Below are 24554 nucleotides of genomic sequence, written 5' to 3'. Positions count from 1 at the left end.
TTGTTCTGGGTCATGACGTTGATGATGCCTCCGAGCCGGCTTGACCAACCATATGACCCAGACCTAGGTCCTCGCCTCTGCACGACATCGAGACCGCGGCGGGCGACGTCGGCCTCTGCTTCACTCCAGGTCGCGCGCGACCTGGCCGCAGGGCTGGGACACGGTTACTGACGGCTGAACCGACGCGGGTCAGCCCGCGGGCGCGTCAACCTCGGTCCACACCGGCTTCCGGATCGTGACCAGCGTCTGTCCCTTATGCTGCTTGAACTCGAGCGCGAAGCGGCCGCCGCACAACTCGCACACCCCGCCAAGACTGATGACGTGCCGCCGGCCGTAGTCCGTCATCGGTAGGTCCACGCCTTCTTCTGTTGCAATTCGACCGCCGGCGTTGACATGGACAGGAACCACCGGGCCGTCTTCGCGTGGACGTCCCGCCACGTACACGTCGTCGATGTGTACGTAGGTGCCGCTGCAGAGCGGGCACATGAGTTGACCTTCATCGGCGAGCAGGAACGGCTGAGACACGGGTGACCTCCACTCTGGGCCTTCGGCGCGCGCCGAAGGGGCACCGTCGAGGTTACACGCGCGACGCCCGTCGACTGCTCGCCTCATGGATAGATCAGCCGCAGGCGGCAGGGAGAGCTCAAGACCGCCACCCTGATGGTCGAGGTCGAGGACACTGCGAGCCATGGACAAGACACGGCGCCTGCGCAACGCCGCGGAGGGGTTCATGGCCGGGCTCGTGGCCGCCGGCTTCGAGGGTCCGTTCCGCTGGGCGGCCCACCAGTGGGAGGGGCCCTTCCGCCGTGCGTGGCGGTCTTGGGAGCCGCAGCAGCGCAACCCGCGGGACTTTCCCACGTTCGGCCTCGGCGGGTCCGCCGACGGCCGCACGTCGCAGCCGCGAGACATGCTGTTCCAGCTCAAGCGCACTTCACCGTTCCATGACTACCGCACCCACGCCCTGCCCACCCAACCTTCCGGACTCACTCCGGAGGACTACCTAGACATCAACGCGACGGGCGCGACGCCGGCCGAGTTGAGGCAACTGGCATTGACGTTCTTGGACGAAATGGCGAAGTCGTCGACGTCCGACTGACGCCCCGGCCAAGAGCCCGCGCGGAAGCGACCTGAACCGGACGTACTGCAGGCGCGACCGGCCACGTAGGGGGCTACAGGCCTTTGGTGTCGATGCCATCCGAGTCGCCGACGACGGACATCACATCTAGGTGGCGCGCGACTGACCCGACTCAGGTGCCGATCGGTCGCCAAGCTGACCGCATTTGTACCTCACACCTAGCACCTGCCGCGCCGAGCGCGCTGGTTGCGGGCGACCTCACCAGAGACGGGAGAGCCGAGGACCCACGTTATCGAATCGATCCCCTGGGACACCCCGCGACCACGTGGCCGATGCGAGGAGTCGGCACCCGGCTGCGGCCTGACCTGGCACGACGCGCGTGGTGGCGCCCAGCGGACCAGTTTCGCAACTCGCTCAGAACATGGGGCGCCCGGTAGCTCCGCGCCGGTAGCATCGCAGTCGATGCCAGCGCAACCGCGCCAACCAGTCGTGACACAGGAGGGCAGTCAGATGGGTTCAACCTCCGACCTGCTCGCGTCGGTGCGCACGGCTACGGCAGCACCAAGCCCGCAGACCGTGGCTGACGCCCTACTCACGGTGGGATGGCCGGCGAGCTCACTGAACATGGACCTGGGGCGCGACGGAATCATGATCGCGCAACTCGGCGGTTCGCCGAAGATGCTGGTTGCGAGCGGTTCAAATCTGCGCGAAGCAAGCAGCGGCGTGAAGTCCATAAACCCGCTGAGCATGGGTTACAGCTCGGAGGCCCCGTACACCCTGCTTTGGACCCCGGACGAGGTCCAGCTGCACCAGACTGCTTTCTGGGCCTTACAGCCGGGCGACTCTCCGCTGCTCGAGGAGGCACACACTAGCACCGCCTCGACGGCGAACCTGCTCGAGCTGCTCTCGCCGGGGAGTATCGTCGCGAACGACGCGCAGGAGTTCCGTGGTTCGCGAGGACGCAAGCAGCCGGACCTCGCAGAACGACTCGGGCTGGCCCTGGCGGACCTGCGCGCGAGCATCGCGTCGGACCATGCCGACCAGCTGGCAACGTACGACCTGCAGGTCATGCGCTTGTTCCATCAGTTGCTGTTCATTCGCTTCGTTGAGGACCGCCACCCGCTCCTGCCGGTTCGACGCCTCGAGCAGGTGCTGGAGGCGGGCGACCCACGAGCGGTTCTCGCCGACATCGTCGCTCACTACTCGACGAGTCTGCGATCCGAGCTCTTCTCCAGGCCGGCCCTGCCCATAGATGCCGTCCCCAGCGGCGCGCTGCGCAAGACCATCGAAGCGCTGACCGAGCCTTGGAAGACTCTGCGTCTGGACTTCCAGCTCACCCCGAATGACGTGTCCGGTCGCCTGTATGAGTCATACCTCGGGAAGCGGCCGGCGATCATTCACGAAGAAGGCACGCTATTCGACCAGGTCGGGTCCACGGACGACCGCAGCCAGCGCGGATCGTTTTACACGCCGACTACTGTGGCGACCGAGCTCGCTCGGGCGACGCTCACGCCTTGGCTCCAAGAAAACCGACCTACGGATCCTGCGCAGGTGCGAGTCCTCGACCCTGCATGCGGATCAGGTGCTTTCCTCCTTTCGTCATACCGCGTGCTCCGGGCGTACTTCGAGGACCTGCGTGGCCGCGAACTCGACCAGTCCGAGCGCCGCGAGTTGCTGTCCAAGAGCATCTTCGGAGCAGACCAGGACGAGTCGGCGCTCATGCTGGCCCAGGTCGCCCTGTACGAGGAGGCGGACCTCGGCGCCGACAGCAGTCTTCCAACCATGGGTGAGAACCTGTTGCACGGAGACTCGCTGGTGTCGCCTCCAGGGGCCGTCCCGTACGGCGGTGTGCCATGGAAGGATGTGATCGCGACGGGCGGGAAATTCCAGGTCATACTCGCCAACCCGCCATTCGGGGCGCAGCGCACCCGCGCTGATCGTGCAAGTTCCACCTACCGCGAGCGGCTACGCGCCGTGTACGCCGACACCCACTCATGGGGCTCGGACCTTGCGTACAACTTCGTCGCTCTCGCTTTCCGTCTGCTTGACGACGGCGGAATGTGCGGATTCGTTCTGCCACGCAAGGTCCTGACCGGGTCGACCGCCAGCAGGATCCGCGACGTGATGGCTTCCCGCGGGGTGCGGTCCATCCACGACTATCGCGGCGCGCTTCTGTTCCCTAGCGTCAGTGCGTATGTGTCGCTAGTCACCGTGGGCGGCGCACCGTCAGCAGCGGTTCCGGTCGAAGAGGTCCGCGACTCCAGAACGTCAGCGTCGCTGGTGCTTGATCGGGCAACCAAGGAGTTCACGACTCGTCGACAGACTGTCAGTCGGGATCTACTGGCGCGCAGCCCGTCCTGGTCAGGATTCGAACTGCGGTGGGCCGAACTTCGCCACGAAGTCGAGGTTGAGACGACTGAACTCGGTGCAGTTCCGGGCGTGTCGGTGGTCTCAGGACTTCAGTCCGGGAATGACAGTCGCTTCGTTATCGAGCCAGACTCGGTGACGCCGAACTTTGTTCGAGTTCGCGGCTCGCGGGTGCCGATCAAGTACTGCCCTCACTTCGTTAAGGCACCCCAAATCCTTCCGTTCCGGGTGGCGGTAGGTTCGCAGCGGATCGTCCTGCCGCTAAAGCCGGACTCTCCCGAAGGGCGCCTCGTCGAGCCGGCGATCACCGCGCTGGGCGGGCGCGTCAAGAACACTCAGATCGGAAGCAAGCTCGACGTCTGGCTTGGGCCCAAGATCCTCGTCCGGGCGTTCGGGATCGAGCCGACGGCAGCAGTCGACGAGAGTGGGACCATCGTCGCCCCAAAGGGCACAGCGGGCGCCTTCGCCGTCGCTCTCGAGGGTCGTCCGCTGACGCATCTCCACGGGCTGGCTGCCTACCTCAACAGTGCACTCGCCCAGTGGTGGCTGCGCGGAGCCGGGGAACCGAAGGCCGACGAGTCGATCGAGATCCTCGAAGCCCCGCTCAAGCGGCTGCCTGTACCGGTCCTGACCGACGCGCAATGGACCTCGTTCGGGGAGGCTGCCGTCACGGTGTTGCTCACCTTGACCCTTGACGACCCCCGAGAGCGCGTCATGCAGTGGTCGCGAGCGCGGCAGGAGCTGGACGACTTGGTCATGGACGCCATGGGTGTGAACCCACGCCTACGATCGATCGTGCGCGAAGAAGTGATCCGGCGGCCCTGATGGCACAAAGAGGACCACGCACGCCTACCGTTCAAGACGCGGCGAAGGACCTGCAGAAGCGCCTGGTGCTGCAGTTGCAGTCAATGAAGCATGTCGCGCCCGTAGAGTTCGGACCTAACGGCGGCCAGGACCCGTACTGGCACGCCAGCATCAAGCGCCTGAACATCCCGACAAAACTCGCCGGGGATTGGTTCCTAACCTCCTATTGGCGTTTCGTTACCGACCCGAAGACGAACGAACCTATCCTGCGGGAAGGATCGATGGGCCTAAACGTCGAAAACGACCCGTACGGGTACTGCAAGAACCCTGACATCGACCACGCATGCATCGTCAGGTACGACTACGAGTTGGCCCACGACTCCCCTCTGCACCTGAACGTCTTTCAGCCGAGCCCCCTAGGTGACGGATTGCACCTGAAGCTCCCGTTGGAAGGAGCCGTTCAGCCGTGGCGCCCTGAACGCCTCGTTAAGCAGTTGCTAGTCGATACTCTCCAGGAGATCGAGAAGCGCGGATGGGCCCTCGCTCCGTAGCCCGAGCGCCGTCAATCCACTCGGTGGGTGCCTAGTTTCGCTTACCGTAAGTGACTCTATGGTTGGGGTCCGAGACCATAGGGCATGACGAACAGACCTGCTCCGGCGCTGAGATTGAGTGCGCGCGATCGCGTGGAGCTCGAGCGGTGGCTGCGGGCATCGAGGATCGGTGCGCGGCGCGGCGCGGCGGCGAGGATCGTACTGCTGGCCGCCGACGGCAGGCGAGCGCACGGATCGCGCAGGTCGTGGGGTTCTCGGTCCTGACCGTGCTGTGGCGTGGTCGCTACCTGGGCAAAGGGCTGGCTCAGAGACGCGCCGCTAGTTCCGTGCTGAACCCGGCGACTTCGACCAGTACTCCGCCCGCTCACCCCACCCGCTCCAGCACCATCGCCATCCCCTGCCCCCCGCCGACGCACATCGTCTCCAGCCCGAACGTCCCGTCACGTTCCTGCAGCCCGTGCAGCAGCGTGGTCGTGATGCGCGCGCCGGTGCTGCCGAACGGGTGCCCGACAGCAATGGCCCCTCCGTGCACGTTCAGCCGGTCGGGGTCGATGCCGAGCTCGCGCGCGGACGGCAGGACCTGCGCAGCGAACGCCTCGTTGAGCTCGACGAGGTCGATGTCGCCGATCGTCAAGCCCGCGAGCGTGAGCGCACGCCGGCTGGCCTCGACCGGCCCCAGACCCATGACCTCAGGCGACAGCGCGCTCACGCCCGTCGAGACGATGCGCGCGAGCGGCGTCAGTCCGAGCTCGTCGACGACGCGGTCGCTGACGATCACCAGGGCGGCCGCGCCGTCGTTGAGCGGGCAGCAGTTGCCGGCGGTGACGGTGCCGTCGGGCCGGAACACGGGCTCCAGCGCCGACAGCGACTCGACCGTGACGCCCGCGCGCGGACCGTCGTCGCGCGACACCACGGTCCCGTCCGCCAGTGTCACCGGCGTGATGTCCCGCTCCCAGAACCCGCTCGCGAGCGCCGCCTCCGCACGGTTCTGGCTCGCCGCGGCGTACTCGTCCTGGTCGCGGCGGGTCGTGCCCGTGCGCTGGGCGACGTTCTCGGCGGTCTGGCCCATCGCGACGTAGACGTCGGGCAGCTCGCCGTCCTCGCGCGGGTCGCGCCACGTGCTGCCGCCCTTCGCGGACCGGGCCGTACGCGCGACCGCCTCCGCGAACAGCGGGTTGGTCAGGTCCTCACCCGGGATGAAGTCGCTCGACCCGCGCGCCAGGTGGCTGACCGACTCGACGCCGGCCGAGACGAACACGTCCCCCTCGCCGGCCTTGATCGCGTGGAACGCCATGCGCGTGGTCTGCAGGCTCGACGAGCAGTAGCGGTTCACGGTCGTGCCGGGCACGGTGTCGAGGCCGAGCAGCACCGCGACGACCCGCGCCATGTTCATGCCCTGCTCGCCGCCGGGCAGCCCGCAGCCGAGCAGCAGGTCGTCGACGCGCGTCGGGTCGAGCGCCGGCACCTGGTCGAGTGCGGCGCGGACCATCGCGGCGGCGAGGTCGTCGGGCCGCAGGCTGCGCAGCGAGCCCTTGAACGCGCGGCCGATGGGTGAGCGGGCGGTGGCGACGACGTAGGCCTCGGGCATGGCGGGTCCTCTCGGGGACGACGACGGGGGCGGGACGGACGGTCGAGCGGACGGGCGCGGCGGCGGGACGTGCCGGTCAGACGAACGCGCTGACGCCGGTGATCGCGCGCCCGACGATGAGGTTGTTCATGTCGCGCGTGCCCTCGAACGAGTAGACGGCCTCCGCGTCGGCGAAGAACTTGGCGACCCCGTGGTCGAGCACGATGCCGTTGCCGCCGAGCAGCTCGCGGCACCACGCGACCGTCTCGCGCATGCGGGTCGTCGCGTACCCCTTGGCGAGGGCCGCGTGCTCGTCGCCCTGGCGGCCCTGGTCCTGCATGCGCGAGACCTGCAGGCACAGCGCGATGCTCGCGGTGATGTTGCCGAGGCAGCTGGCCAGGCGGTCCTGGACCAGCTGGAACGACGCGATCGGCCGCCCGAACTGCTGACGCTCCCCCGCGTACCGCACGGCCGCCTCGTACGCGCCGACCTGCACGCCGACGGCCTGCCAGGCGACCTCGGCGCGCGTGAGCCGCAGCACGAGCGCGACCTCGCGGAACGAGTGGATGTTCGGCAGCCGGTCGGCCTCGTCGACGCGGACGCCGTCGAGCGTGATGTCGGCGTTCTGCACGATCCGCAGCGCCTGCTTGCGCTCGATCTTGGTGGTCGTGAACCCGGGGGTGCCGCGGCGCACGAGGAAGCCCTTGACCTGCCCCTCGGCGACGTCACGCGCCCAGATGACGACCACGTCGGCGAACGTCGCATTGCCGATCCACCGCTTGGCGCCGTTCAGCACCCACGTGTCGCCGTGGCGCTCCGCGGTCGTGCGCAGGCCCTTGGACGAGTCCGAGCCGGACAGCGGCTCGGTCAGGCCGAACGCGCCGATGAGCTCGCCGCGGCCCATGGGCGGCAGCCACTGCGCGCGCTGCTCGGGCGAGCCGCCGATCGCGATCGAGCTCATCGCCAGGCCGCTCTGCACCCCGACGAACGTCGCCGTCGACGGGTCGACCCGCCCGAGCTCGAGCGCCGCCCAGCCGCGCCACACGGCGCTGTTCTCGAACCGCTGCGTCTCGGGCCACATCGCGCCGAACATCCCGAGGTCGGCGAGCCCGGGGATGATCTGCGACGGGAACTCGGCGCGGTCCCAGTAGTCGGTCGCGATGGGCCGGACCTCGCGCTCCATGAAGTCGCGCAGCCGCAGCGACGCCTCGCGCTCGACGGGCGTGAGCTCGTCCTGGAAGCCGTAGAAGTCGGCGGCGAGCCGGTCGGTGCCGGGCACGAGGTACGCGTCGGCGGCGGACGGACGGTCGGCAGCGTGGTCAGTGGCGGCGGTGTCCGTCGCGGCGGTGTCCGTGGTGGCGGTGTCGGTCATCTCGGCCCTCGATCGTCGTCGATCGGCGCGCGGCGCCCCGGTGCGCCCGCGTCCCGCCGCCAGCGTTGCATCGTTCCCCAGAATGTTGCAACCCCCCGCCGGGCCGTGGCTAGAGTGCGACGCATGACGGTCCCCACGCACCGGAGCACGCTCGCGCGGGTCGGCACCGCGGTGGCGCCGTCCGCGCTGTCCGCGCGCCTCGAGGACGGCGCGCACGAGGACGCCGTCCGCGCCTTCCGGTTCGCCCGCGAGACTTTCATCGCCGGCGAGCGCATCGACATGGGCGGGCTCGCGACCCGCCTCGGCGTCGACCGCACCTCGCTGTTCCGCTGGGTCGGCAACCGGGACGCGCTGCTGTCCGAGGTGCTGTGGTCGCTCGCCGTCCCGACGCTCGAGCAGGCCGACGCCGCGACCCACGGGCTGTCCGGCGCCGACCGCGTCGTCGCGATCCTCACGTCGTTCGCGCACGACCTCATCACCGCCGACTACTTCCGCGCGTTCCTCAGCCGAGAGCCCGCACGCGCCCTGCGGCTCCTCACGACCAACGGCAGCCAGATCCAGCGCCGGTACGTCGCCGTCGTCGAGCAGCTGGTCCGCGAAGAGCTCGGTGACCGGCCGTTCGGGCGCGACATCGCCCCGGGCGACCTGGCCTACCTGCTCGTGCGGGTCTCCGAGTCCTTCACGTACGCCGACCTGATCACGGGCGACGCGCCGAGCGCCGAGCGCGCCCGCGCCGCGTTCGACCTCGTCCTGCGCCCCGAGGAGCCCCGATGACCTACGGCCACCACGCCCCGTTCCCGACGCGCTGGAACGACAACGACCAGTACGGGCACGTCAACAACACCGTCTACTACGAAGCGATGGACACCACCGTCAACGTCTGGATGATCGGCCACGGGCTGGACCCCCTGGGCAGCGACCGGATCGCGTTCTGCGTGTCGTCGTCGTGCGAGTTCCGGGCGCCCGCGTCGTTCCCCGAGCCGCTCACGGTCGGCCTGCGCGCGGGCCGCGTGGGGACGACGAGCGTCACGTGGGAGCTCGGCATCCTGCGGGCCGACGAGCCGGAGCCGATCGCGACCGGGCGGTTCGTGCACGTGTTCGTCGACCGCGACTCGCGCCGTCCGGCGCCGATCCCCGAGGCGATCCGGGCCGCGATCGAGCGTGACCTGGTGGTCTGATGTGTGACGGTATGCGCATCGTCGTCGGCGCACAGACGATCAGCGGGTGTCACCGACGCCTCCAAGCCCGCAGGTCACGTCGCCCACGACTGCTGAGGCAAAGAAAAACCCCCGGTGCTCTGAGGCTGAACCTCAAAGCGCGATCCGGGGGACTTCTGCTCGATAGGTTACCAGCGTGACAGGACCGGCTCAAGCCACACCTCACGTTCACGGCGGCCTGGACCGGGGGATCTCCTCCCCGAGGTTCGCCACGTTCGAGCGTGCAGCGGGGGGCGACACGAACCTCGCACGCGACCTCTACGTCTGGAACCGGAACCTGGCGGTCGCGTTCCTCGCCGACATCGCCATCCTCGAAGTCGCCCTCCGCAACGCACTCCACGACGCCGCATCAGCCCGGTGGGGGACGCACTGGTACGGCGACCCGGCGGTCATCCTGGACGACCGGAGCGCACGACAGCTCTCCACCGCGTGGAACCAGCTTCCCAAGAGCGTCCAGCGACGAGCCCAGGACCCCGACGTCCCCGGACGGCTCGTCGCCCAGTGCATGTTTGGCTTCTGGACCAACCTCCTGGATGCCGGTGGCTACCGCGGCAATGAGCCTCGCCGATTCGGCACCGACTACGACACCCTCTGGAACGCCGCACTGAAGCACGCATTCCCCGGTGGGCGCCTCGAGGCACGCCACGAGCGCGCACGCATCCTCGCCGGTTCGACGAGCGCTGCGGCTCCCGAGGAGGAGCCGACCTTCACTCGAGGCTGGGTCCACGGCGTCTGCAAGAGCGTCAACGACCTCCGGAACCGTGTCGCGCATCATGAGCCGCTGATCAACGGCGTGCCTCTGAACGGTCAGAACAGGCGGATGAGCCCGGACGAGGCGCACCGGAGATGCCTGATGCTCGCCCGGATGGTGGATCGGGACCTTGCCGCGTGGCTCGTCGCGAACTCGACCGTCCCTGCCGTCCTCGGCTGTCGACCTCGTCCGGGGGCGACATCTGCGCAGGTGGTACCGCCCGAGTAGACCTGGGCGGGACCCATCCTGCGGTGTGCATGCACGTCATGGGCGAGCGGCCAGAGCGCAGACGGCTCTGCCCCTTCGTCCCACTGGTTCGCCCGGAGCCGATCGCGGAGACGATCCGGGCCGCGATCGAGCGGAAGCTCGTGGTCGAGATGTGATGCCAGGGACATTGTTCGTGTGGGTGTGGGCGCAGGCGCCTACCTTGGTAGGGCACACAGCAGTAGTTGTGTGAAGTGGACCCGGCAGCCCTCCGGACGGTGGGTGAGCCGGGTCTCGCGCTGTCTACAGGACGTGCACGTCTCCGAGCACCGGGTTCAGCCGTTCGCGCCACTTGCTGCCGTGGGCCCAGCACCAACCGGCAGCGTCCGGCAGCGTCAGCCGTGCGACGCGCTCACGTCGGGCTGCGGGGGCGCACCATCGGGTGCTTCAGCGCCGGCCGAGACCAGCAGACCCAGAGCACGAAGGCCGAACGACGTGAGCGCCCAGTACATGTCCGTCCGATCGCGGATCGTGGGACGTGAACCCTCGGCAACGGGGAACAGCACCGGAGATGGTGCACGTCCGACCAGCCCTTCCCGCTCCAGCGCCGCGACCAGCCGGTCAAAGCTGACGCGATACGACGGAGGCAGCTTCTCCAACAGCTCGTCCCTGTCCAGGACGAGGGTGAACCACGCTTGTCCTCCGCTGTCTGCCGGAACGTCCGACGGCTGCCGTAGTGCCCACATGACGACGAAGTGCGGGCGCTGGATCACTGCCAACGCTTCGACGACCTGCTGGGCATCGTCCAAAGCGGCGTCGTCTGCCACGATCCCCCCGGCCATCGCTGTCCCTATGGCACGAACTGCCGGCGGGAACCGCGTCTTGGTTGCAGCCCGGAGTGCGTCCGTGAGGAGTCCGCGCCGCTCGGGACTTGACTGCGCAGCGTCGATGACCTCCTCCACCGACCCCGCCGCCTCTGCTGCAGCGACAGCCATGTCGTCCATCCGCCTGCCCTCGTCCTGAATCTCGTCCCAGACGAGAGGCATCGCACCGCCCGCGAACGTCACGGCAAAGGTCAATGCAGTCCCGGTAGGTCCGAGCCCGGTTGCTAGTGCGAGTGTCGCGGCCGCTCCAGCCTGCGTGGCCGCATCCCGGAGCACAATCCCGTCGTCGTGTCGGTTCGACCGCTCCGCCATGTTCAGCAGCCTGGCAGATGTCACGCCCGCGGCGCCGCGCCGAGCGGGGCAACGCCGAAGCTCACCCGCCCTTCGGGCACTGTCCCGCGAACAGGTGAGGCTGCGGGTACGCAGCCGAGGCGGCACGCTCGCGCTGACCGGCTCCGCTCCGTCGGTTTCGGACACGTCCGGCCGGTCTTTCGTGCGGCTGGCTCCGGGTGACCGGAGGCGGTGCCATCGGCCTGTGCGCCGGTCCCCTGCCCGTGACGCCTGTGCCTGGGTGTTCCGGACGTCCGGAGTACGTTGCATACCGACCGCCCGGTATGCTGTCGAGCGCGGGCACCGCCGCCCGCCCCAGCCGCGGAGGTGGTCGCCGGTGACCCAGCCCGTCCCGGACGCGCCCACCGCGGCCGTCGGCACCGCCCCACGCGCCCTCCCCGGTCTCGACGTCGCACGCCTCGACACCTGGCTCCGCCGCACGCACCCCGGGCTGGCGACCGACGAGCCCCTGCGCGCGACCCTGTTCGCCGGCGGCCGCAGCAACCTCACGTACCGGGTCGACGGCGCGCGGATCCCGCTCGTGCTGCGCCGGCCGCCGCTCGGCCACGTGCAGGAGACCGCGCACGACATGGCCCGCGAGCACCGCGTCATCCACGCGCTGCGCGCCACCCGCGTCCCCGTGCCCGCGACCGTTGCCCTCGTCGACGACGCCGACGGCAGCGCCGGGACCGGGACGCCGTTCTTCCTCATGGAGCGCGTCGAGGGCGAGGCGGTGCGCGACCCCGCGCAGAACGCCGCCTACTCCCCCGCCGAGCTCCGGTCCCTGAGCGTCGAGCTCGCGGAGCTGCTCGCCGAGCTGCACACCCTCGACCCCGCGTCCGTCGGGCTGGGTGACCTGGGCCGGCCCGACGGCTACCTCGACCGTCAGCTGCGCCGCTGGGGCCGGCAGTACGACGGCTCGCGCTCGCGCGACCTGCCCGCACTCGACGCCCTGCAGGAGCGGCTGCGCGAGCACGTACCCGCGACGGCTCGCACCGGGCTCGTCCACGGGGACTACCGGCTCGACAACGCGCTCGTCTCGCGCGAAGGCGGCGTGCACGTCGCCGCGGTGCTCGACTGGGAGATGGCCACGCTCGGGGACGTTGCCGTCGACCTCGGGATGCTCGGCCTGTACTGGGACATCCGCCGGATCGCCCCGCTCGGCGGAGTCACCGCGAGCGCCGTCGACCCCGCCGCGGGCTACCCGGAGTTCGCGGAGCTCGCCGACGCGTACGCCACCCGGTCGGGCTCGCCCGTCCCGGACCTGTCCTGGTACCGCGCGTTCGCCGCGTACAAGCTCGCGGTGATCCTCGAGGGCGTGCACTACCGGTACCGCGCGGGCGAGACCGTGGGCGAGGGCTTCGACACGATCGGCGCGCTCGTCCTCCCGCTGGCCGACGAGGGCCTCGCACGCCTCGACGGCGCGAGCTGAGAGGGGCGGGGCCGTGGACTTCGCGCACGACGAGCGGACGCGGGACCTGTGCACGCGCACGCGCACGTTCCTCGACGAGCACGTGCTGCCCGCCGAGCCGGTGCTCGACGCGCAGGTGGCCGCGTCCCCCGACGAGTGGGGTCCGCGCCCGGTGGTCCGCGAGCTGCAGGAGGTCGCGCGGGAGCAGGGCCTGTGGAACCTGTTCCTGCCGGGGCCGCGCGGCGCCGGGCTGACGAACCTGCAGTACGCACCTCTCGCCGAGATCCTGGGCCGCAGCCCGCGCCTGGGCCCCGTCGCGACCAACTGCGCGGCCCCCGACACCGGGAACACCGAGCTCCTCGTCGAGTTCGGCACCCCCGAGCAGCAGGAGCGCTGGCTTGACCCGCTGCTCGCCGCCGAGATCCGGTCCGCGTTCTGCATGACGGAGCCGGACGCCGCGTCGTCCGACGCCACGCAGATCGGCACCCGCATCCGCCGCGACGGCGACCACCTGGTCATCACGGGTCGCAAGTGGTGGTCGACGGGCGCGATGAACCCCGACGCGACGCTGCTCGTCGTCATGGGGCTGACCGACCCCGACGCGCCGCGGCACCGGCAGCAGAGCATGGTGCTGGTCCCGCGCGACACCCCCGGCGTGCGGGTCGTGCGCCCGCTGACCGTGCTCGGCTACGACGACCGCGACCACGGCGGCCACGCCGAGATCGCGTTCGAGGACGTGCGCGTGCCCGCCTCCGCGCTGCTCGGCGGCGAGGGTGACGGGTTCGCGATCGCGCAGGCGCGGCTCGGACCGGGCCGCATCCACCACTGCATGCGGGCGCTCGGCATGGCGGAGCGCACGCTCGACCTGGTCCGCGAGCGCGCCGCGTCCCGGTCCCCGTTCGGCCGGCCGCTCGCCGAGCAGGGCGTCGTGCGGGAGTGGGCCGCGGAGTCGCGCCTCCAGGTCGAGGCGCTGCGCCTGCTTGTCCTCAAGACCGCCTGGCTCATGGACACGGTCGGCAACCGCGCGGCGATGACCGAGATCCAGGCGATCAAGATCGCGGTCCCGCGCGCGGTGCAGCAGATCGTCGACCGCGCGATCCAGGTGTTCGGCGCGGCCGGGCTGTCGCAGGACCAGCCGCTCGCCGCGATGTACGCCGGGGCGCGGTCGCTGCGGATCGCCGACGGGCCCGACGAGGTCCACCTCTCCTCGCTCGGCAAGGCCGAGCTCCGACCGCACCACCCTCGCTCCACCCCCGCTGACGTCACCGCCGACCTCACCGCACGCGAAGGGACCCCGACATGAGCACCGAGACCACCCCCGCGCTCGACCCGATCCTCACCGGCCCCGGCCACGGCACGCTGTCCGTCGCCGCGATCCTCGCCGAGACCGCCCGCCGCCACCCGGACCGGGTCGCCTTCCACATCGGCGACGCCGCGCTGACGTACGGCCCGCTGTGGGACCGCACGCGCGCGTACGCCGGCGCCCTGCGGGACCGCGGCGTCGGGCCGGGCGACCGCATCGCGATGCTCGTACCGAACGTGCCCGACTTCGCGCGCGTCTACTACGCGGTCCTGTCGCTCGGCGCGGTCGTCGTGCCCGTGCACCTACTGTTCAAGGCGCAGGAGATCGAGTACGTGCTGCGTGACAGCGGCGCGACGCTGCTCGTCGCCGCGGCCCCCATGCTCAGCGAGGCGCTGCCGGCAGCCGGCGCGGCCGGCGTCCCCGCGGTGACGGTGCTGGTCCCGGACACGCACGTCGCCGCCGTCCCGGCCCCGCGCCTGGAGGACGAGGCCGACGCCGCGGAGCCGATCCGCACGTACGCGTCGGTCAACCCGCTCGCGCCGGCCACGGTCCTGTACACCAGCGGCACGACGGGCCGCCCCAAGGGCGCGGTCGCCTCGCACCTGGCCCTCGTCGAGCAGGTCCACGTCACGCTGCTCGACACCACGGACCTCAACGCCGACGACGTCATCTTCGGCGGGCTGCCGTTCTTCCACACGTTCGGCCAGTCCGCCGTGCTCAACACCGCGTTCCGGCGCGGCGCCGCGATCGTGCTGCTGCCCCGGTTCGACGCCGACGAGGCGCTCGCGCTGCTGGTCAAGCACCGCGCGACGGTGTTCACCGCCGTCCCGACGATGTTCCTCGGCATGGTCCAGGCCGTCGCGCGCACGCCCGACCGGCCGCCGCTGAAGTACGCGGTGTCCGGCGGTGCCGCGCTGCCGGTCGCGCTGCTCGAGGCGTTCGCGCGCGAGTTCGGCGCCGACGTGCACGAGGGCTACGGCCTGACGGAGACCGCGCCGACGGTGTCGTTCAACTACGTCGGCGAGCCCATCCGCCCGGGCACGGTCGGGCGGCCGCTGTGGGGGGTCGACGTGGAGGTCGCGGACAGCGACATCGAGGGTCGGATCGAGCTGCTCGGCCCGGGCGAGCTCGGCGAGATCGTGGTGCGGGGGCACAACCTGTTCAAGGGCTACCTCGGCAACCCCGAGGCGACCGCTGAGGCCGTGGTCGACGGCTGGTTCCGCACCGGCGACCTCGGCACCGTCGACGCCGAGGGGATCGTCACGGTCGTCGACCGCAAGAAGGACATGATCGTCCGCAACGGCTACAACGTGTACCCCAGCGAGGTCGAGGACGCGATGGTCCGCCACCCCGCCGTCGCGCAGGCCGCGGTGTTCGGCGTCGCGGACGAGGCCCACGGGCAGGAGGTCCACGCCGCCGTCGTGCTCATGCCCGGCCGCACCGCGACCGCCCAGGAGATCGTCGACTTCACGCGCGAGCGGATCGCCGCCTACAAGTACCCGCGCGTCGTGCACCTCGTCGGGACGCTGCCGCTGGGCGGGTCGGGCAAGGTGCTCAAGCGGGAGCTCGTCGAGCAGTACTCGGCGCCGGTCGGGGAGGCGGTGGCGCGCTGACAGCGGGGATGCGCCCGCCTGGGTTCCGGTGTCGACTACCGGCGCCTGCTCCATAGCGAGGTCAGAGCAGCTTGCATGCCCGGAGCGACGTCAGTACCGCCGTGCAGCTTCAAGCGGGCCATCGCCAGCTGGTAGCACTCTTCGTCGACCCGGCGACCGATGACCCACACCACGCACACGGTGCCGTCCGTCTCCACGCGGTACACGATCCGGTAGTCGCGGTCGCCCACAACGAGCTTGCGGAAGGTCGTCAGGTTGCCGCTCTGTCGGCTCCCGAGCGGCGCGCCACGCTGCTCGGGAGAGTCCTCGAGCTTCTTCAGAGCCTTGATGATGACCTTCTGCGCCGCGCCGTCGAAGTCCCGAAGGTCTTCTCGCGCTTCGCTCGTGAGGACGACGTCGGCCACTGTTGCTCAGACCGCCTCGGGATCGTCCTCGCTGAGATCGACGCCGAACTCGGCAGCGATGCTGTCGAGGCTGTAGCGCTCGCCGGAGTCCGTCAGAGTCCGGACGAGAGCCATGCCCCACAGCATCAGGTCCTCCTCCAGCTCGTCGATCTTGTCCAGGCGATCCATCTTCTCGAGCGGCACCAGCGCCGCGGTGGGCTCGTTGTTGCGGATGATGACAATGCTGCGACCCTCGGCGGCCTCCGACGCATAGCGGCTGAAGTTACGAGCGGCGTCGGTGACACTCACGATGTCTCGGGTGTCGGTTCGCATGGTGGCCTCTCGGACGGAGTGGGGCAGCCCTCTGGTAGGAGGTCTGCCCGAGCATCCTACGGAGGATCTAGCGGAAGATCCAGTGGCAAATTTAGCGTATCAACCGTCGGAGGCGCCGGTGCCCGGCACTCAGCTCTGCGGGATCCCCTCGTTCTCCAGCGCGACTGCCTCGCCGTCGTACGGGACGACCTCCCCGTCGCCGTTGTCGGTCGTCCACACCTCGCCGACGTAGTCCTGCACGCCGCCGGTGACGGTCGTGATCCCGACGCCGCCGAACGCCCGGTGGCTGTCCGCACCGAACCCCAGCGGGAGGATCCCGTTGCCGACGACGTCACCGGACTTCAGCGCCTCGACCAGGCTCTCGCGCGTGGGGTCCTCGCCCGCGCGCGCGAGCGCCTCGGCGAACGTGTACGCCACCGACATCCCGAAGATGGTGTTCCCCGTGAACGGCGCGCCGCCGTTGTACTCGTCGTTCACCCTGCGGAACAGCTCGACCCACGGGTCGTCGTCGCTGAACGGCAGGTAGTTGGTGCTGACGAGGCCCTCGAGCAGCGCGGGCCCGTTCTCCTCGCCGAGGTAGCCGAGCAGCGTCGGGTAGTCGCCGCCCGACGACGACGTCAGCCACTGCGCGCGGTAGCCCATCTTCGCGGCGGTGCCGAGCGCGAGCGCCGTGAAGCCGTTGACGGTCGCGAGGAAGTTCACGGTGCACCCGGCGGCCTGCATCGCGCCGATCTGCGCGGTCACGTCCTGGTTGGACACCGCGTACGTCTGGGTGCTCGCGAGCTCGTCGAGCACCGTCGTCAGGCCGGCGGCGAAGTCGATGCCGAAGTCGTCGTCCTGGCCGAGCACGCAGTACACGGCGTCGTCGCCGTGCGTCTGCTGGGCGTGGTGGGCGAGCACCTTGCCCTCGGTGATGTAGTCCGCGTTGAAGGCGAACGTCCACGGGTAGGTCTCGGGCTGGTCCCAGCTGGGGCTGCCCGACGCGACGAACAGGTCGGGCACCCCGTTCTCGTTGAGGTAGTCGAGCACCGCGGAGTGGGTGGGGGTGCCCAGGCCGTTGACGACCGCGAGCACCTGGTGCTCCTGGACCAGCTCGCGCACGACCGTCTGCGTGGTCGCCGGGTTGTACGCGTCGTCCTTGACGACGTACTCGATGCTGCGGCCGTGGATCCCGCCGTTGTCGTTGAGGTAGTCGAAGTACGCGGACGCGGCCGCGGAGATCGACGAGTAGCCCGCGGCCGCCGGTCCCGTGAGCGGGGTGTGCGTGCCGATCGTGACGGTGTCCTCGTCGACGCCGGGCGACGCGGCGGGCGTCGAGCAGGCGGTGAGCGCCACGATCGTCGCGAGGGCGACGAACGTGCCGGCGGTGCGCCGCGCGTGGCGGCGCGTGGGCGGGGTGCGGAGCAGTGACATCGTCGTCATCCCTCGGTCGGTGTGCGGGCGGATTCTCGGGGTGCGGGGGCGGTGGGGCTGGGCGGAGCAGTGGTGGGCGCAGGGGCCGTGAGGCGCCGGCGGGCCCGCCGACGGGCGCGGGCGGCGGTGAGCGCGCCGGCCAGCCCACCCGGCGCGCAGGCGACCAGGACGATGAGCAGGAGGCCGAACACCAGCAGCGGCAGCGTGCCGTCGATCCGCTGCGTGACCTGCGACGGGAGCGGCAGCATGTCGGTCACGGTGCCGACGAGCCACGGCAGCAGCACCAGGAGCACCGCGCCGAGCGCGGCCCCGAGCAGGCTGCCGAGCCCGCCGACCACGACCGCGACGAGCAGCAGCAGCGAGAGCGACACGGTGTAGGCCCCGGGCGAGACGGACTGCGTGACGAACGTGAGGACCGCGCCGCCGAGCCCGGCGGTCACCGAGCTGACGACGAACGCGAGCACCTTCACGCGGGCGGGTGCGATCCCGGCGAGCGCCGCGGCGACCTCGTCGTCCCGCACCGCGCGCATGCGCAGCCCGGTGCGCCCGTCGCGCACCAGGGCGAGCCCGGTCACGGCGACGGCGGCGACGGCCAGCGCGACCCACGCCTGCCACTGCTCGAGGGCGATGAGCGCCCGGAGCGGGCCCGGGACGCCCTCGAACTGCATCTGCACGCCGCGGTCGCCCTGGAGCGCTCCGACGCTCGCGGCCACCGCGGGCACCGCGACGACGAGCGTGAGCGTGAGCCCGGCCAGGTACGGGCCGTGCAGGCGCGCGCCCGCGAGCCCGAGCAGCAGCCCGAGGACCCCGGCGACGACCGCCGCGGCGACCGTCGCCGCGAGGAACCGCGGGAGGCCACCGACGCCGGCCGAGGTCAGCGCCTGCGACGTCAGCGCGAACCCGTAGCCGCCCGCCGCCATGAGCGCGGCGTGCCCGAGCGAGAGCTGCCCGCTGAGCCCGACGAGGACGGTCAGCCCGGCGGTCGCGCACAGGTAGGCCGCGACGAGCGCGAGCTGGTAGTTGCGGTACGGGTCGAGCAGGAACGTCAGGCCGATCGCGAGGATCAGCCCGCCGAGCCCGAGCAGCAGCGTGCGACGCGCGCTCATGCCCGCCTCGCCTCGGCCGCGGCGAACAGTCCGGACGGTCGCACGAGCAGCACGACGACGAGCAGCGCGAGCACCGCGACGGGCGTCAGGGTCGCCCCGAGGTAGCCGGTGACCAGGCTCATGACGACGCCCACGGTGAGGCCCCCGAGCAGCGCACCGCCCGGTGAGTCGAGCCCGCCGACGACCGCGACGGTGAACGCGTAGACGAACAGCATGTCGGCGGCGTGCGGGTTGAGGCCGAGCTCCTTGGGCACCGCGAGCATCGCGGCGAGCGACGCGGCGGCCGCGGCGAGCACCCAGCCGACCGTCCGCATCCGGGCGACGCGGACGCCGAGCAGCCGCGACACCTCGGGCTCGAACGCCGCGGCGCGCAGCTGCAGGCCGAGCGTCGTCCGCACGAACAGCAGCCGCAGTGCCGCCATGAGCCCGAGGGCGACGACGACGACGAACACGTCGTACGGCGAGAGCAGCGGGACGCCGCCGACCTGGACGGGCCGGTCGTCGAAGGGCGCCCGGACGGGCGTGTGTTGCTGGCCGAACGCGATGCCGAGCAGCGACTGCAGCACGATCACGAGCCCGATCGCCAGGATGACCCCGGACAGCGGCGAGCGTGCCGACGCGAACCGCAGCAGCCCCCGCTCGACGACGAGGCCGACGAGGCCACCGGCCAGCACGGTCGCGAGCAGGCCGAGCCAGTAGCTGCCGGTCAGCCCGGTGACGGCGACACCGACGTACACGCCGACGATCGCCATGGCACCGGCGGCGAAGTTGACGATCCGGGTGGAGCGCCAGATGAGCACGAGGGCGAGCGCGAACAGCGCGAACAGCGTGCCCCGGGCCAGCCCGGTGCCGAGGAGGAACACGAACCGGTCCATCAGAACCCCAGGTAGGCGTGTCGCAGGGCCTCGTCGCCGGCGAGCTCGGCCGCGGGCCGTGACGCGACGACCTCGCCGAGCGCGAGCACGAGCCCGTGGTCGGCGACGGACAGCGCCCCGGCGACGTTCTGCTCGGCGAGCAGGACGGTGAGCCCGGTGCGGTCGCAGAGCTCGCGCAGCACGCGCATGATCTGGGCGACGACGAGGGGTGCGAGGCCGAGCGACGGCTCGTCGAGCAGGAGCACGCGCGGCCGCGCGACGAGTGCGCGGGCGATCGCGAGCATCTGTCGCTCGCCGCCGGAGAGCTGGTGGCCCAGGGTCGTGCGGCGTCGCTCGAGGGGCTCGAAGAGCGCGTACATCTCGGCGAGCGCGGCGCGCAGGTCGGCGGGGTCGCGGCGCCACAGCCCGCCGAGCCGCAGGTTCTCCTCGACGGTGAGCTCGGTGATGACGCCGCGCCCCTCGGGTACCTGGGCGAGCCCGCGGCGCACGCGGTCCTCGACGCCGACGCGCGCGAGGTCCTCCCCGTCGAGGTGCACGCTGCCGGCCGACGGCGTGAGCAGCCCGGACACCGTCCGCAGCAGCGTGGTCTTGCCGGCGCCGTTGCCGCCGACGAGCGCGACGACGGTGCCCTCGTCGACGTCGAACGAGACGCCGCGCAGGACGGGTGCGCCGCCGTACCCGACGACGAGCTCCCGCACGCTCAGGGCCGCGCTCACGAGGCGGTCACCTCGATCCCCAGATAGGCGGCGGTGACGGCGGGGTCGCGGCGGACGGCGTCGGGCGTGCCGTCGGCGATGACCCGCCCGAAGTCGAGGACGACGACCCGGTCGCACAGGCTCATGACGAAGTCGACGTGGTGCTCGACGAGCAGGACCGCGCACCCGGTCGCGGCGACCCGCCGCACGACGGCGTCGAGCTCGGCGATGTCGGCGGCGCCGAGGCCGCCCGCCGGCTCGTCGAGCAGCAGGAGCCGGGGGTCGGCGACCAGCGCGCGGGCGAGGGCGACCTTCTTCTGCTCGGGGTACGGCAGTGCGCCGACGGGCAGTGCGGCGCGGTCGGCGATGCCGAGGTCGTCGAGCGCCTCGAGCGCACGGGCGGCGGGGTCGGAGGCTCCCAGGACGCCGACCTCGACGTTCTCGCGGACGCTGAGCCCGGGGAACAGCCCGAGGCCCTGGAGCGTGCGGGCGACGCCGGCCCGGGCGAGCCCCTGGGGTGCGCGGGGTGCAGGGCGGCCCGCGACGGTGATGGTCCCGGCGGCGGTGCGGACGAGCCCGCTCACGGCGTTGAACACGGTGGTCTTGCCCGCGCCGTTCGGCCCGATGAGGCCGACGACCTGGCTCTCGGCGACGTCGAGGTCGACGTCGGTGAGTGCCGCGAGACCGCCGAAGCGCACGGTCAGTCCGCGGACCTGCAGTCGCATCGCACCCGCGCCCGCGGGGGCTTCCCGTTCTGGCATCGGCACTCCGTCGTGTCGGCGTGCTGCGACAGTACAGGAGAAACCGACCAGACGGTATGTCCGCGAACGCAGTCCCGTGACTGGATTGCTCTCTCACGCCCCTGGGTGACGAGGGCGCGAGAGAGCAATCCAGTCACCCTCGGCTCTGTGGCACATCACGCTCGGCCCGGGTCGGTCCGGCCTACGTCCCGAGAGCGCAGACGCCGGTCCCGGCGTCGTCCTCACGCGTGCGGGACGCCCGCGATCATGCCGCCGTCGACCACGAGCTCGGTGCCCGTCACGTACGCGGACCCGTCCCCCGCGAGGAACAGCACGGCGCCCACGACGTCGTCCGGCACCGCGGGCCGCCCGAGCGGGATGCGCTGGCGCGTCACGTCGAGCCCCTGGGTCATCGGCGTCAGGACGAAGCCGGGGTGCACCGAGTTGACGCGGATGCCGTCGGCGCCGAGCTCGACCGCGAGGGACTTGGTGAGCCCGCGCACCCCGAACTTCGACGCGACGTACCCGTGCAGGGCCGCGTCGCCGCGCATCCCCTCGACCGACGAGATGTTGATGATCGACCCGCGTCGGGCCGCCTTCATGACGGGCACGACCGCGCGCACACCGAGGTAGGTCCCGGTGAGGTTGACCGCGATCACGGCGTCCCACTGCTCCCGGCCGTACCGCTCGATCCGGCCGGCGTTCGCGATCCCGGCGTTGTTGACCAGCACGTCCACCCCGCCGAGCCCGACCGCGGCCGCCACCGCGTCCGCCCAGCTCTCCTCCGACGTCACGTCGAGGTGCACGAACAGCGCGCGCTCCCCCAGCTCGTCCGCGAGCGCCGCTCCCTCGTCGTCGAGCAGGTCCGCGATCACCACGCTCGCGCCGCAGCCGTGCAGGGCGCGCACGTACGCGGCGCCGAGGCCGCGGGCGCCGCCGGAGACGAGGGCTACGCGTCCGTCGAGCCGGGTCATCGTCGTCCCGTCAGTCCTGGACGCGGACCACGAGGCGGCCCGTCGTGGTGCCGCCGGCGAGCCGGGCGACCGCGTCGGCCGCGGCGGTGAACGGGACCACGTCGCTGACCTGCGGGACGACGGCGCCGGTGTCCGCGAGGCGGGTCAGCTCGACGTGCGCGGCGGTGACGAGCTCGGGGCGGACACGCGCGTAGAGCCCCCAGTGCAGGCCGTGGACCGTGTAGTTCTTCACCAGCAGGTGCGCCGCGCGGATGTCCTGGAGGGTCCCGCCGGCGAACCCGACGACGACGATCCGCCCCTCGAGGGCGACGCACCTGGTCGACGCGGCGAACGCGTCCCCGCCGACGGGGTCGTAGACCACGTCCACCCCGGCGCCGCCCGTCTCGGCCCGCACGGCCTCGGCGACGTCCTGCGTGGACCGGTCGATGACGACGTCCGCACCGGCGGCGCGCGCGGCGTCGGCCTTGGCGGCGCTGCCGACGACCCCGATGACGCGGGCACCGGCCGCGGCGCCGAGCTGCACCGCGGCGGTGCCCACCCCGCCCGCCGCGGCGTGCACGAGCAGGGTCTCCCCCGGCTGGAGCGCCGCCCGCCGGTGCAGGCCGAACCACCCGGTCTGGTAGGCGATGGTGAAGGCGGACGCCTGGGCGTCGTCGAGCGCGTCTGGCGCCGGGAACACCTCGTGGGCGTCGAGCACCGCGAGCTCGGCGAGCACCCCGATGTGGGAGCCGACGACCCGCTGCCCGACGGTCACGTGCGTGACGCCGGCGCCGACGGCGAGGACCTCGCCGCAGAGCTCGATGCCGGGCACGAACGGCAGCGGCGGGCGCACCTGGTACTCCCCACGCGCGAGCAGCACGTCGGGGAAGTTCACGGCCACCGCCCGCACCCGCACGAGCACCTGCCCGTCGCCCGCGACGGGGTCGGGCAGGTCGACGAGCCGCAGGACGTCCGCCGGCTCCCCGTGGGCGGTGACGTGCCAGGCGCGCACGGCGGTCAGCCCTCGACCGCGGCGGCGGCGTGCGGCCGGACGGGAGCCGCCGAACCTGCCGACGCGGCCGAGATCGAGACGAGGAACAGGTCGGTGAGCTGGTTCGCGAGCACGGTCTTGTCCTCCGGGCCTTCGGGCTTGTACCAGTGGGAGAGGTAGTGCAGGTCGGAGAAGAAGTGCGCGACCAGGACCGCGACGGGGACGTCGGTGCGGTACAGGCCCTCCGCCTGACCGGCCTCGATGAGGCCGGCGAACGTGTCGTGGTAGGCGCGGCGGCGCTGCGTGACCTCCTGCTGGCGCGGCGCGGAGAGCATGTGGGCGCTGCGGAAGAACACGGTGCCCTCGAGCAGGTGGTCGACGGACGTCTCGACGACGTCGACGCACACCGCGCGCAGGGTCTCGGCGGTCGGTGCGCCGCGCTCGACGATCGCGGTGAGGTGCTCGGTCTGGAGCGACAGCAGGCGCTCGTAGATGCCGAACAGCAGGTCGTCCTTGGACTGGAAGTAGTGGTACAGCGCGCCCTTGGTCACGCCGGCCGCCTCGACCACCTGCTGCACCGACGTGTTCGCGTACCCCTGCGACGCGAAGAGCTCGACCGCCGCCCGGGTCACGTCGTCCACCACGCTCGTCTGCTTCATGCGCACCATCCTCACCCCGTCGGCGCCACGGAGGCGCCCCCGTCGATCACGAGCGTCTGGCCGGTCACCCACGCGGCGTCGTCGGACAGCAGGAAGGCCGCGGGGCCGGCGACGTCGACGGGCTCGCCGATGCGGCCCAGCGGGTAGCGCGCGGCGACCTGCTGCTCGCGCCCCTCGTAGAGCGCGGCGCCGAGGCGGGTCCGCACGACCGCGGGAGCCACCGCGTTGACCCGGACCCGCGGGGCGAGCTCGACGGCGAGCTGCGCGGTGAGGTTCATCAGTGCGGCCTTCGAGACGCCGTAGGCCGCGATGCCGGGGCTGGCCGCGAGCCCGGCGGCCGACGCCGTGCTCAGCACGGATGCCCCGCCCCCCGCCCCGAGCCCGGCGGCGACGGCGTCCCGCGTCCACTCGAGGGCCGCGACGACGTTGACGGCGAGGATCTTGTGGAGCGCGGTGAGGTCGATCTCCAGTACCGGGCCGTAGACCGGGTTGATGCCGGCGTTGTTCACCAGGTGGTCGAGGCGGCCGAACCGCTCGAGGGTCGCCGCGATCGCCGCGGTGCGGTGCTCGGGGTCGTCGACCTTGCCGGCGACGGCGAGCACGCGGTCGGCTCCGTGCTCAGCCGTCAGGGTGGCGACGGCGGCGTCGAGGGTGTCCTGCTTGCGGCCCGTGAGGACGACGGACGCGCCCTCGGCGACGAGCCGCTGGGCGATCGCGAACCCGATGCCGCGGCTCGCGCCGGTCACCAGCGCGACCCTGCCCTCGAACCGCTGCATCGCACTCCTCCCCGAGATGGTCCGATCGCAGACCGACCGGACGGTTTGTGATCCGAAGCGTACACGCGATGCTCGGCCGGTGGTCGCGGCTCTCAGGAGCAAGGCCACCCACCTGGCGTCCCCGATTGGGTACCGTGTGCCCGATTCGGGAGGGCTGAGCGGTGACGACGCCACGCACGAG

At 71.4% G+C, this 24554-nt stretch carries 24 protein-coding genes; 9 read left to right on the top strand and 15 right to left on the bottom strand.

The features are described from left to right. Positions 1–189: 189 nt before the first annotated feature. Complete coding sequence (locus tag Cph01nite_RS13765; protein ID WP_203675116.1) at positions 190–525, bottom strand: hypothetical protein; 336 nt, start codon at positions 523–525, stop codon at positions 190–192. A gap of 163 nt (positions 526–688) precedes the next feature. Between Cph01nite_RS13765 and Cph01nite_RS13760 the strand changes: the two genes are divergently transcribed. From Cph01nite_RS13760 to Cph01nite_RS13750, 3 genes are all read left to right on the top strand, one after another. Then, positions 689–1096 (top strand): hypothetical protein, encoded by a 408-nt coding sequence (locus Cph01nite_RS13760; RefSeq protein WP_203675114.1) that lies wholly within the window; start codon positions 689–691, stop codon positions 1094–1096. A gap of 489 nt (positions 1097–1585) precedes the next feature. Then, entirely contained in the window at positions 1586–4267 is a 2682-nt protein-coding gene (locus Cph01nite_RS13755; RefSeq protein WP_203675112.1) for an N-6 DNA methylase family protein, read from the top strand. A 65-nt stretch (positions 4268–4332) separates the two neighbouring features. Continuing rightward, positions 4333–4797, top strand: a complete 465-nt coding sequence (locus Cph01nite_RS13750) for a hypothetical protein (RefSeq protein ID WP_203675110.1) — start codon at positions 4333–4335, stop codon at positions 4795–4797. Between the two features lie 364 nt (positions 4798–5161). On the opposite strand, the gene Cph01nite_RS13745 is transcribed toward Cph01nite_RS13750, so the two are convergent. Further along, a complete protein-coding gene (locus tag Cph01nite_RS13745; protein ID WP_203675108.1) occupies positions 5162–6385 on the bottom strand; it encodes an acetyl-CoA C-acetyltransferase in 1224 nt (407 codons plus the stop codon). A 76-nt stretch (positions 6386–6461) separates the two neighbouring features. Next, positions 6462–7736: an acyl-CoA dehydrogenase family protein gene (locus Cph01nite_RS13740; protein WP_373307586.1), complete on the bottom strand. Its 1275-nt coding sequence runs from the start codon at positions 7734–7736 to the stop codon at positions 6462–6464. A 123-nt stretch (positions 7737–7859) separates the two neighbouring features. Between Cph01nite_RS13740 and Cph01nite_RS13735 the strand changes: the two genes are divergently transcribed. From Cph01nite_RS13735 to Cph01nite_RS13725, 3 genes are all read left to right on the top strand, one after another. Next, on the top strand, positions 7860–8510 hold the full coding sequence (locus Cph01nite_RS13735; protein WP_203675106.1) for a QsdR family transcriptional regulator: 651 nt from the start codon (positions 7860–7862) through the stop codon (positions 8508–8510). Continuing rightward, positions 8507–8914 carry an acyl-CoA thioesterase gene (locus Cph01nite_RS13730; RefSeq protein ID WP_203675104.1) on the top strand — a complete coding sequence of 136 codons (408 nt, stop codon included), beginning with the start codon at positions 8507–8509 and terminating at the stop codon, positions 8912–8914. The genes Cph01nite_RS13735 and Cph01nite_RS13730 overlap by 4 nt, the downstream gene beginning before the upstream one ends. Positions 8915–9089: 175 nt before the next feature. Next, entirely contained in the window at positions 9090–9932 is an 843-nt protein-coding gene (locus Cph01nite_RS13725; RefSeq protein ID WP_203675102.1) for a hypothetical protein, read from the top strand. A gap of 371 nt (positions 9933–10303) precedes the next feature. Here Cph01nite_RS13725 and Cph01nite_RS13720 read toward each other — a convergent pair whose 3' ends face one another. Continuing rightward, positions 10304–11104, bottom strand: coding sequence for a hypothetical protein (locus tag Cph01nite_RS13720; RefSeq protein WP_203675100.1), 801 nt, complete (start codon positions 11102–11104; stop codon positions 10304–10306). A 355-nt stretch (positions 11105–11459) separates the two neighbouring features. Here Cph01nite_RS13720 and Cph01nite_RS13715 point away from each other — a divergent pair, with 355 nt between their 5' ends. From Cph01nite_RS13715 to Cph01nite_RS13705, 3 genes are read left to right on the top strand one after another with little or no spacing between them, the layout of a single operon-like run. Continuing rightward, a complete protein-coding gene (locus Cph01nite_RS13715; RefSeq protein ID WP_239069264.1) occupies positions 11460–12554 on the top strand; it encodes a phosphotransferase family protein in 1095 nt (364 codons plus the stop codon). Positions 12555–12567: 13 nt separating this feature from the next. Next, positions 12568–13836: an acyl-CoA dehydrogenase family protein gene (locus Cph01nite_RS13710; RefSeq protein ID WP_203675097.1), complete on the top strand. Its 1269-nt coding sequence runs from the start codon at positions 12568–12570 to the stop codon at positions 13834–13836. Continuing rightward, positions 13833–15449 (top strand): AMP-binding protein, encoded by a 1617-nt coding sequence (locus tag Cph01nite_RS13705; protein ID WP_203675095.1) that lies wholly within the window; start codon positions 13833–13835, stop codon positions 15447–15449. The genes Cph01nite_RS13710 and Cph01nite_RS13705 overlap by 4 nt, the downstream gene beginning before the upstream one ends. 35 nt (positions 15450–15484) lie before the next feature. Here Cph01nite_RS13705 and Cph01nite_RS13700 read toward each other — a convergent pair whose 3' ends face one another. From Cph01nite_RS13700 to Cph01nite_RS13650, 11 genes are all read right to left on the bottom strand, one after another. Beyond that, complete coding sequence (locus tag Cph01nite_RS13700) at positions 15485–15853, bottom strand: type II toxin-antitoxin system RelE family toxin (protein ID WP_203675093.1); 369 nt, start codon at positions 15851–15853, stop codon at positions 15485–15487. A gap of 6 nt (positions 15854–15859) precedes the next feature. Then, a complete protein-coding gene (locus Cph01nite_RS13695) occupies positions 15860–16165 on the bottom strand; it encodes a type II toxin-antitoxin system Phd/YefM family antitoxin (RefSeq protein ID WP_203675091.1) in 306 nt (101 codons plus the stop codon). A 129-nt stretch (positions 16166–16294) separates the two neighbouring features. Beyond that, a complete protein-coding gene (locus Cph01nite_RS13690) occupies positions 16295–17578 on the bottom strand; it encodes an ABC transporter substrate-binding protein (protein WP_203675089.1) in 1284 nt (427 codons plus the stop codon). A 5-nt stretch (positions 17579–17583) separates the two neighbouring features. Then, complete coding sequence (locus tag Cph01nite_RS13685; RefSeq protein ID WP_203675087.1) at positions 17584–18684, bottom strand: ABC transporter permease subunit; 1101 nt, start codon at positions 18682–18684, stop codon at positions 17584–17586. After that, complete coding sequence (locus Cph01nite_RS13680) at positions 18681–19559, bottom strand: branched-chain amino acid ABC transporter permease (RefSeq protein ID WP_203675085.1); 879 nt, start codon at positions 19557–19559, stop codon at positions 18681–18683. Before Cph01nite_RS13680 ends, Cph01nite_RS13685 begins: the two co-directional genes overlap by 4 nt. Next, a complete protein-coding gene (locus Cph01nite_RS13675; protein ID WP_203675083.1) occupies positions 19559–20275 on the bottom strand; it encodes an ABC transporter ATP-binding protein in 717 nt (238 codons plus the stop codon). Before Cph01nite_RS13675 ends, Cph01nite_RS13680 begins: the two co-directional genes overlap by 1 nt. Then, positions 20272–20979: an ABC transporter ATP-binding protein gene (locus Cph01nite_RS13670; RefSeq protein WP_239069263.1), complete on the bottom strand. Its 708-nt coding sequence runs from the start codon at positions 20977–20979 to the stop codon at positions 20272–20274. Before Cph01nite_RS13670 ends, Cph01nite_RS13675 begins: the two co-directional genes overlap by 4 nt. Before the next feature lie 257 nt (positions 20980–21236). Further along, on the bottom strand, positions 21237–21968 hold the full coding sequence (locus tag Cph01nite_RS13665; RefSeq protein ID WP_203675079.1) for an SDR family oxidoreductase: 732 nt from the start codon (positions 21966–21968) through the stop codon (positions 21237–21239). A gap of 10 nt (positions 21969–21978) precedes the next feature. Beyond that, complete coding sequence (locus tag Cph01nite_RS13660) at positions 21979–22959, bottom strand: NADPH:quinone oxidoreductase family protein (protein WP_203675077.1); 981 nt, start codon at positions 22957–22959, stop codon at positions 21979–21981. Positions 22960–22964: 5 nt separating this feature from the next. Next, on the bottom strand, positions 22965–23597 hold the full coding sequence (locus tag Cph01nite_RS13655) for a TetR/AcrR family transcriptional regulator (protein WP_203675075.1): 633 nt from the start codon (positions 23595–23597) through the stop codon (positions 22965–22967). Between the two features lie 11 nt (positions 23598–23608). Next, positions 23609–24373 (bottom strand): SDR family oxidoreductase, encoded by a 765-nt coding sequence (locus tag Cph01nite_RS13650; protein ID WP_203675074.1) that lies wholly within the window; start codon positions 24371–24373, stop codon positions 23609–23611. Between the last annotated feature and the right edge of the window lie 181 nt (positions 24374–24554).

Origin of the sequence: Cellulomonas phragmiteti (assembly GCF_016862775.1) — a bacterium.
GTDB classification, from domain to species: Bacteria; Actinomycetota; Actinomycetes; order Actinomycetales; family Cellulomonadaceae; genus Cellulomonas; species Cellulomonas phragmiteti.
This window is presented reverse-complemented; position numbering and strand designations above follow the sequence as displayed.

Excerpts from the sequence above, each read along its gene's own strand:
- Cph01nite_RS13760 (WP_203675114.1), top strand. The coding sequence starts at position 689 with ATGGACAAGACACGGCGCCTGCGCAACGCCGCGGAGGGGTTCATGGCC.
- Cph01nite_RS13755 (WP_203675112.1), top strand. The coding sequence starts at position 1,586 with ATGGGTTCAACCTCCGACCTGCTCGCGTCGGTGCGCACGGCTACGGCA.
- Cph01nite_RS13745 (WP_203675108.1), bottom strand. The coding sequence starts at position 6,385 with ATGCCCGAGGCCTACGTCGTCGCCACCGCCCGCTCACCCATCGGCCGC.
- Cph01nite_RS13740 (WP_373307586.1), bottom strand. The coding sequence starts at position 7,736 with ATGACCGACACCGCCACCACGGACACCGCCGCGACGGACACCGCCGCC.
- Cph01nite_RS13735 (WP_203675106.1), top strand. The coding sequence starts at position 7,860 with ATGACGGTCCCCACGCACCGGAGCACGCTCGCGCGGGTCGGCACCGCG.
- Cph01nite_RS13730 (WP_203675104.1), top strand. The coding sequence starts at position 8,507 with ATGACCTACGGCCACCACGCCCCGTTCCCGACGCGCTGGAACGACAAC.
- Cph01nite_RS13720 (WP_203675100.1), bottom strand. The coding sequence starts at position 11,104 with ATGGCGGAGCGGTCGAACCGACACGACGACGGGATTGTGCTCCGGGAT.
- Cph01nite_RS13705 (WP_203675095.1), top strand. The coding sequence starts at position 13,833 with ATGAGCACCGAGACCACCCCCGCGCTCGACCCGATCCTCACCGGCCCC.
- Cph01nite_RS13695 (WP_203675091.1), bottom strand. The coding sequence starts at position 16,165 with ATGCGAACCGACACCCGAGACATCGTGAGTGTCACCGACGCCGCTCGT.
- Cph01nite_RS13690 (WP_203675089.1), bottom strand. The coding sequence starts at position 17,578 with ATGTCACTGCTCCGCACCCCGCCCACGCGCCGCCACGCGCGGCGCACC.
- Cph01nite_RS13685 (WP_203675087.1), bottom strand. The coding sequence starts at position 18,684 with ATGAGCGCGCGTCGCACGCTGCTGCTCGGGCTCGGCGGGCTGATCCTC.
- Cph01nite_RS13680 (WP_203675085.1), bottom strand. The coding sequence starts at position 19,559 with ATGGACCGGTTCGTGTTCCTCCTCGGCACCGGGCTGGCCCGGGGCACG.
- Cph01nite_RS13670 (WP_239069263.1), bottom strand. The coding sequence starts at position 20,979 with ATGCGACTGCAGGTCCGCGGACTGACCGTGCGCTTCGGCGGTCTCGCG.
- Cph01nite_RS13665 (WP_203675079.1), bottom strand. The coding sequence starts at position 21,968 with ATGACCCGGCTCGACGGACGCGTAGCCCTCGTCTCCGGCGGCGCCCGC.
- Cph01nite_RS13655 (WP_203675075.1), bottom strand. The coding sequence starts at position 23,597 with ATGAAGCAGACGAGCGTGGTGGACGACGTGACCCGGGCGGCGGTCGAG.
- Cph01nite_RS13650 (WP_203675074.1), bottom strand. The coding sequence starts at position 24,373 with ATGCAGCGGTTCGAGGGCAGGGTCGCGCTGGTGACCGGCGCGAGCCGC.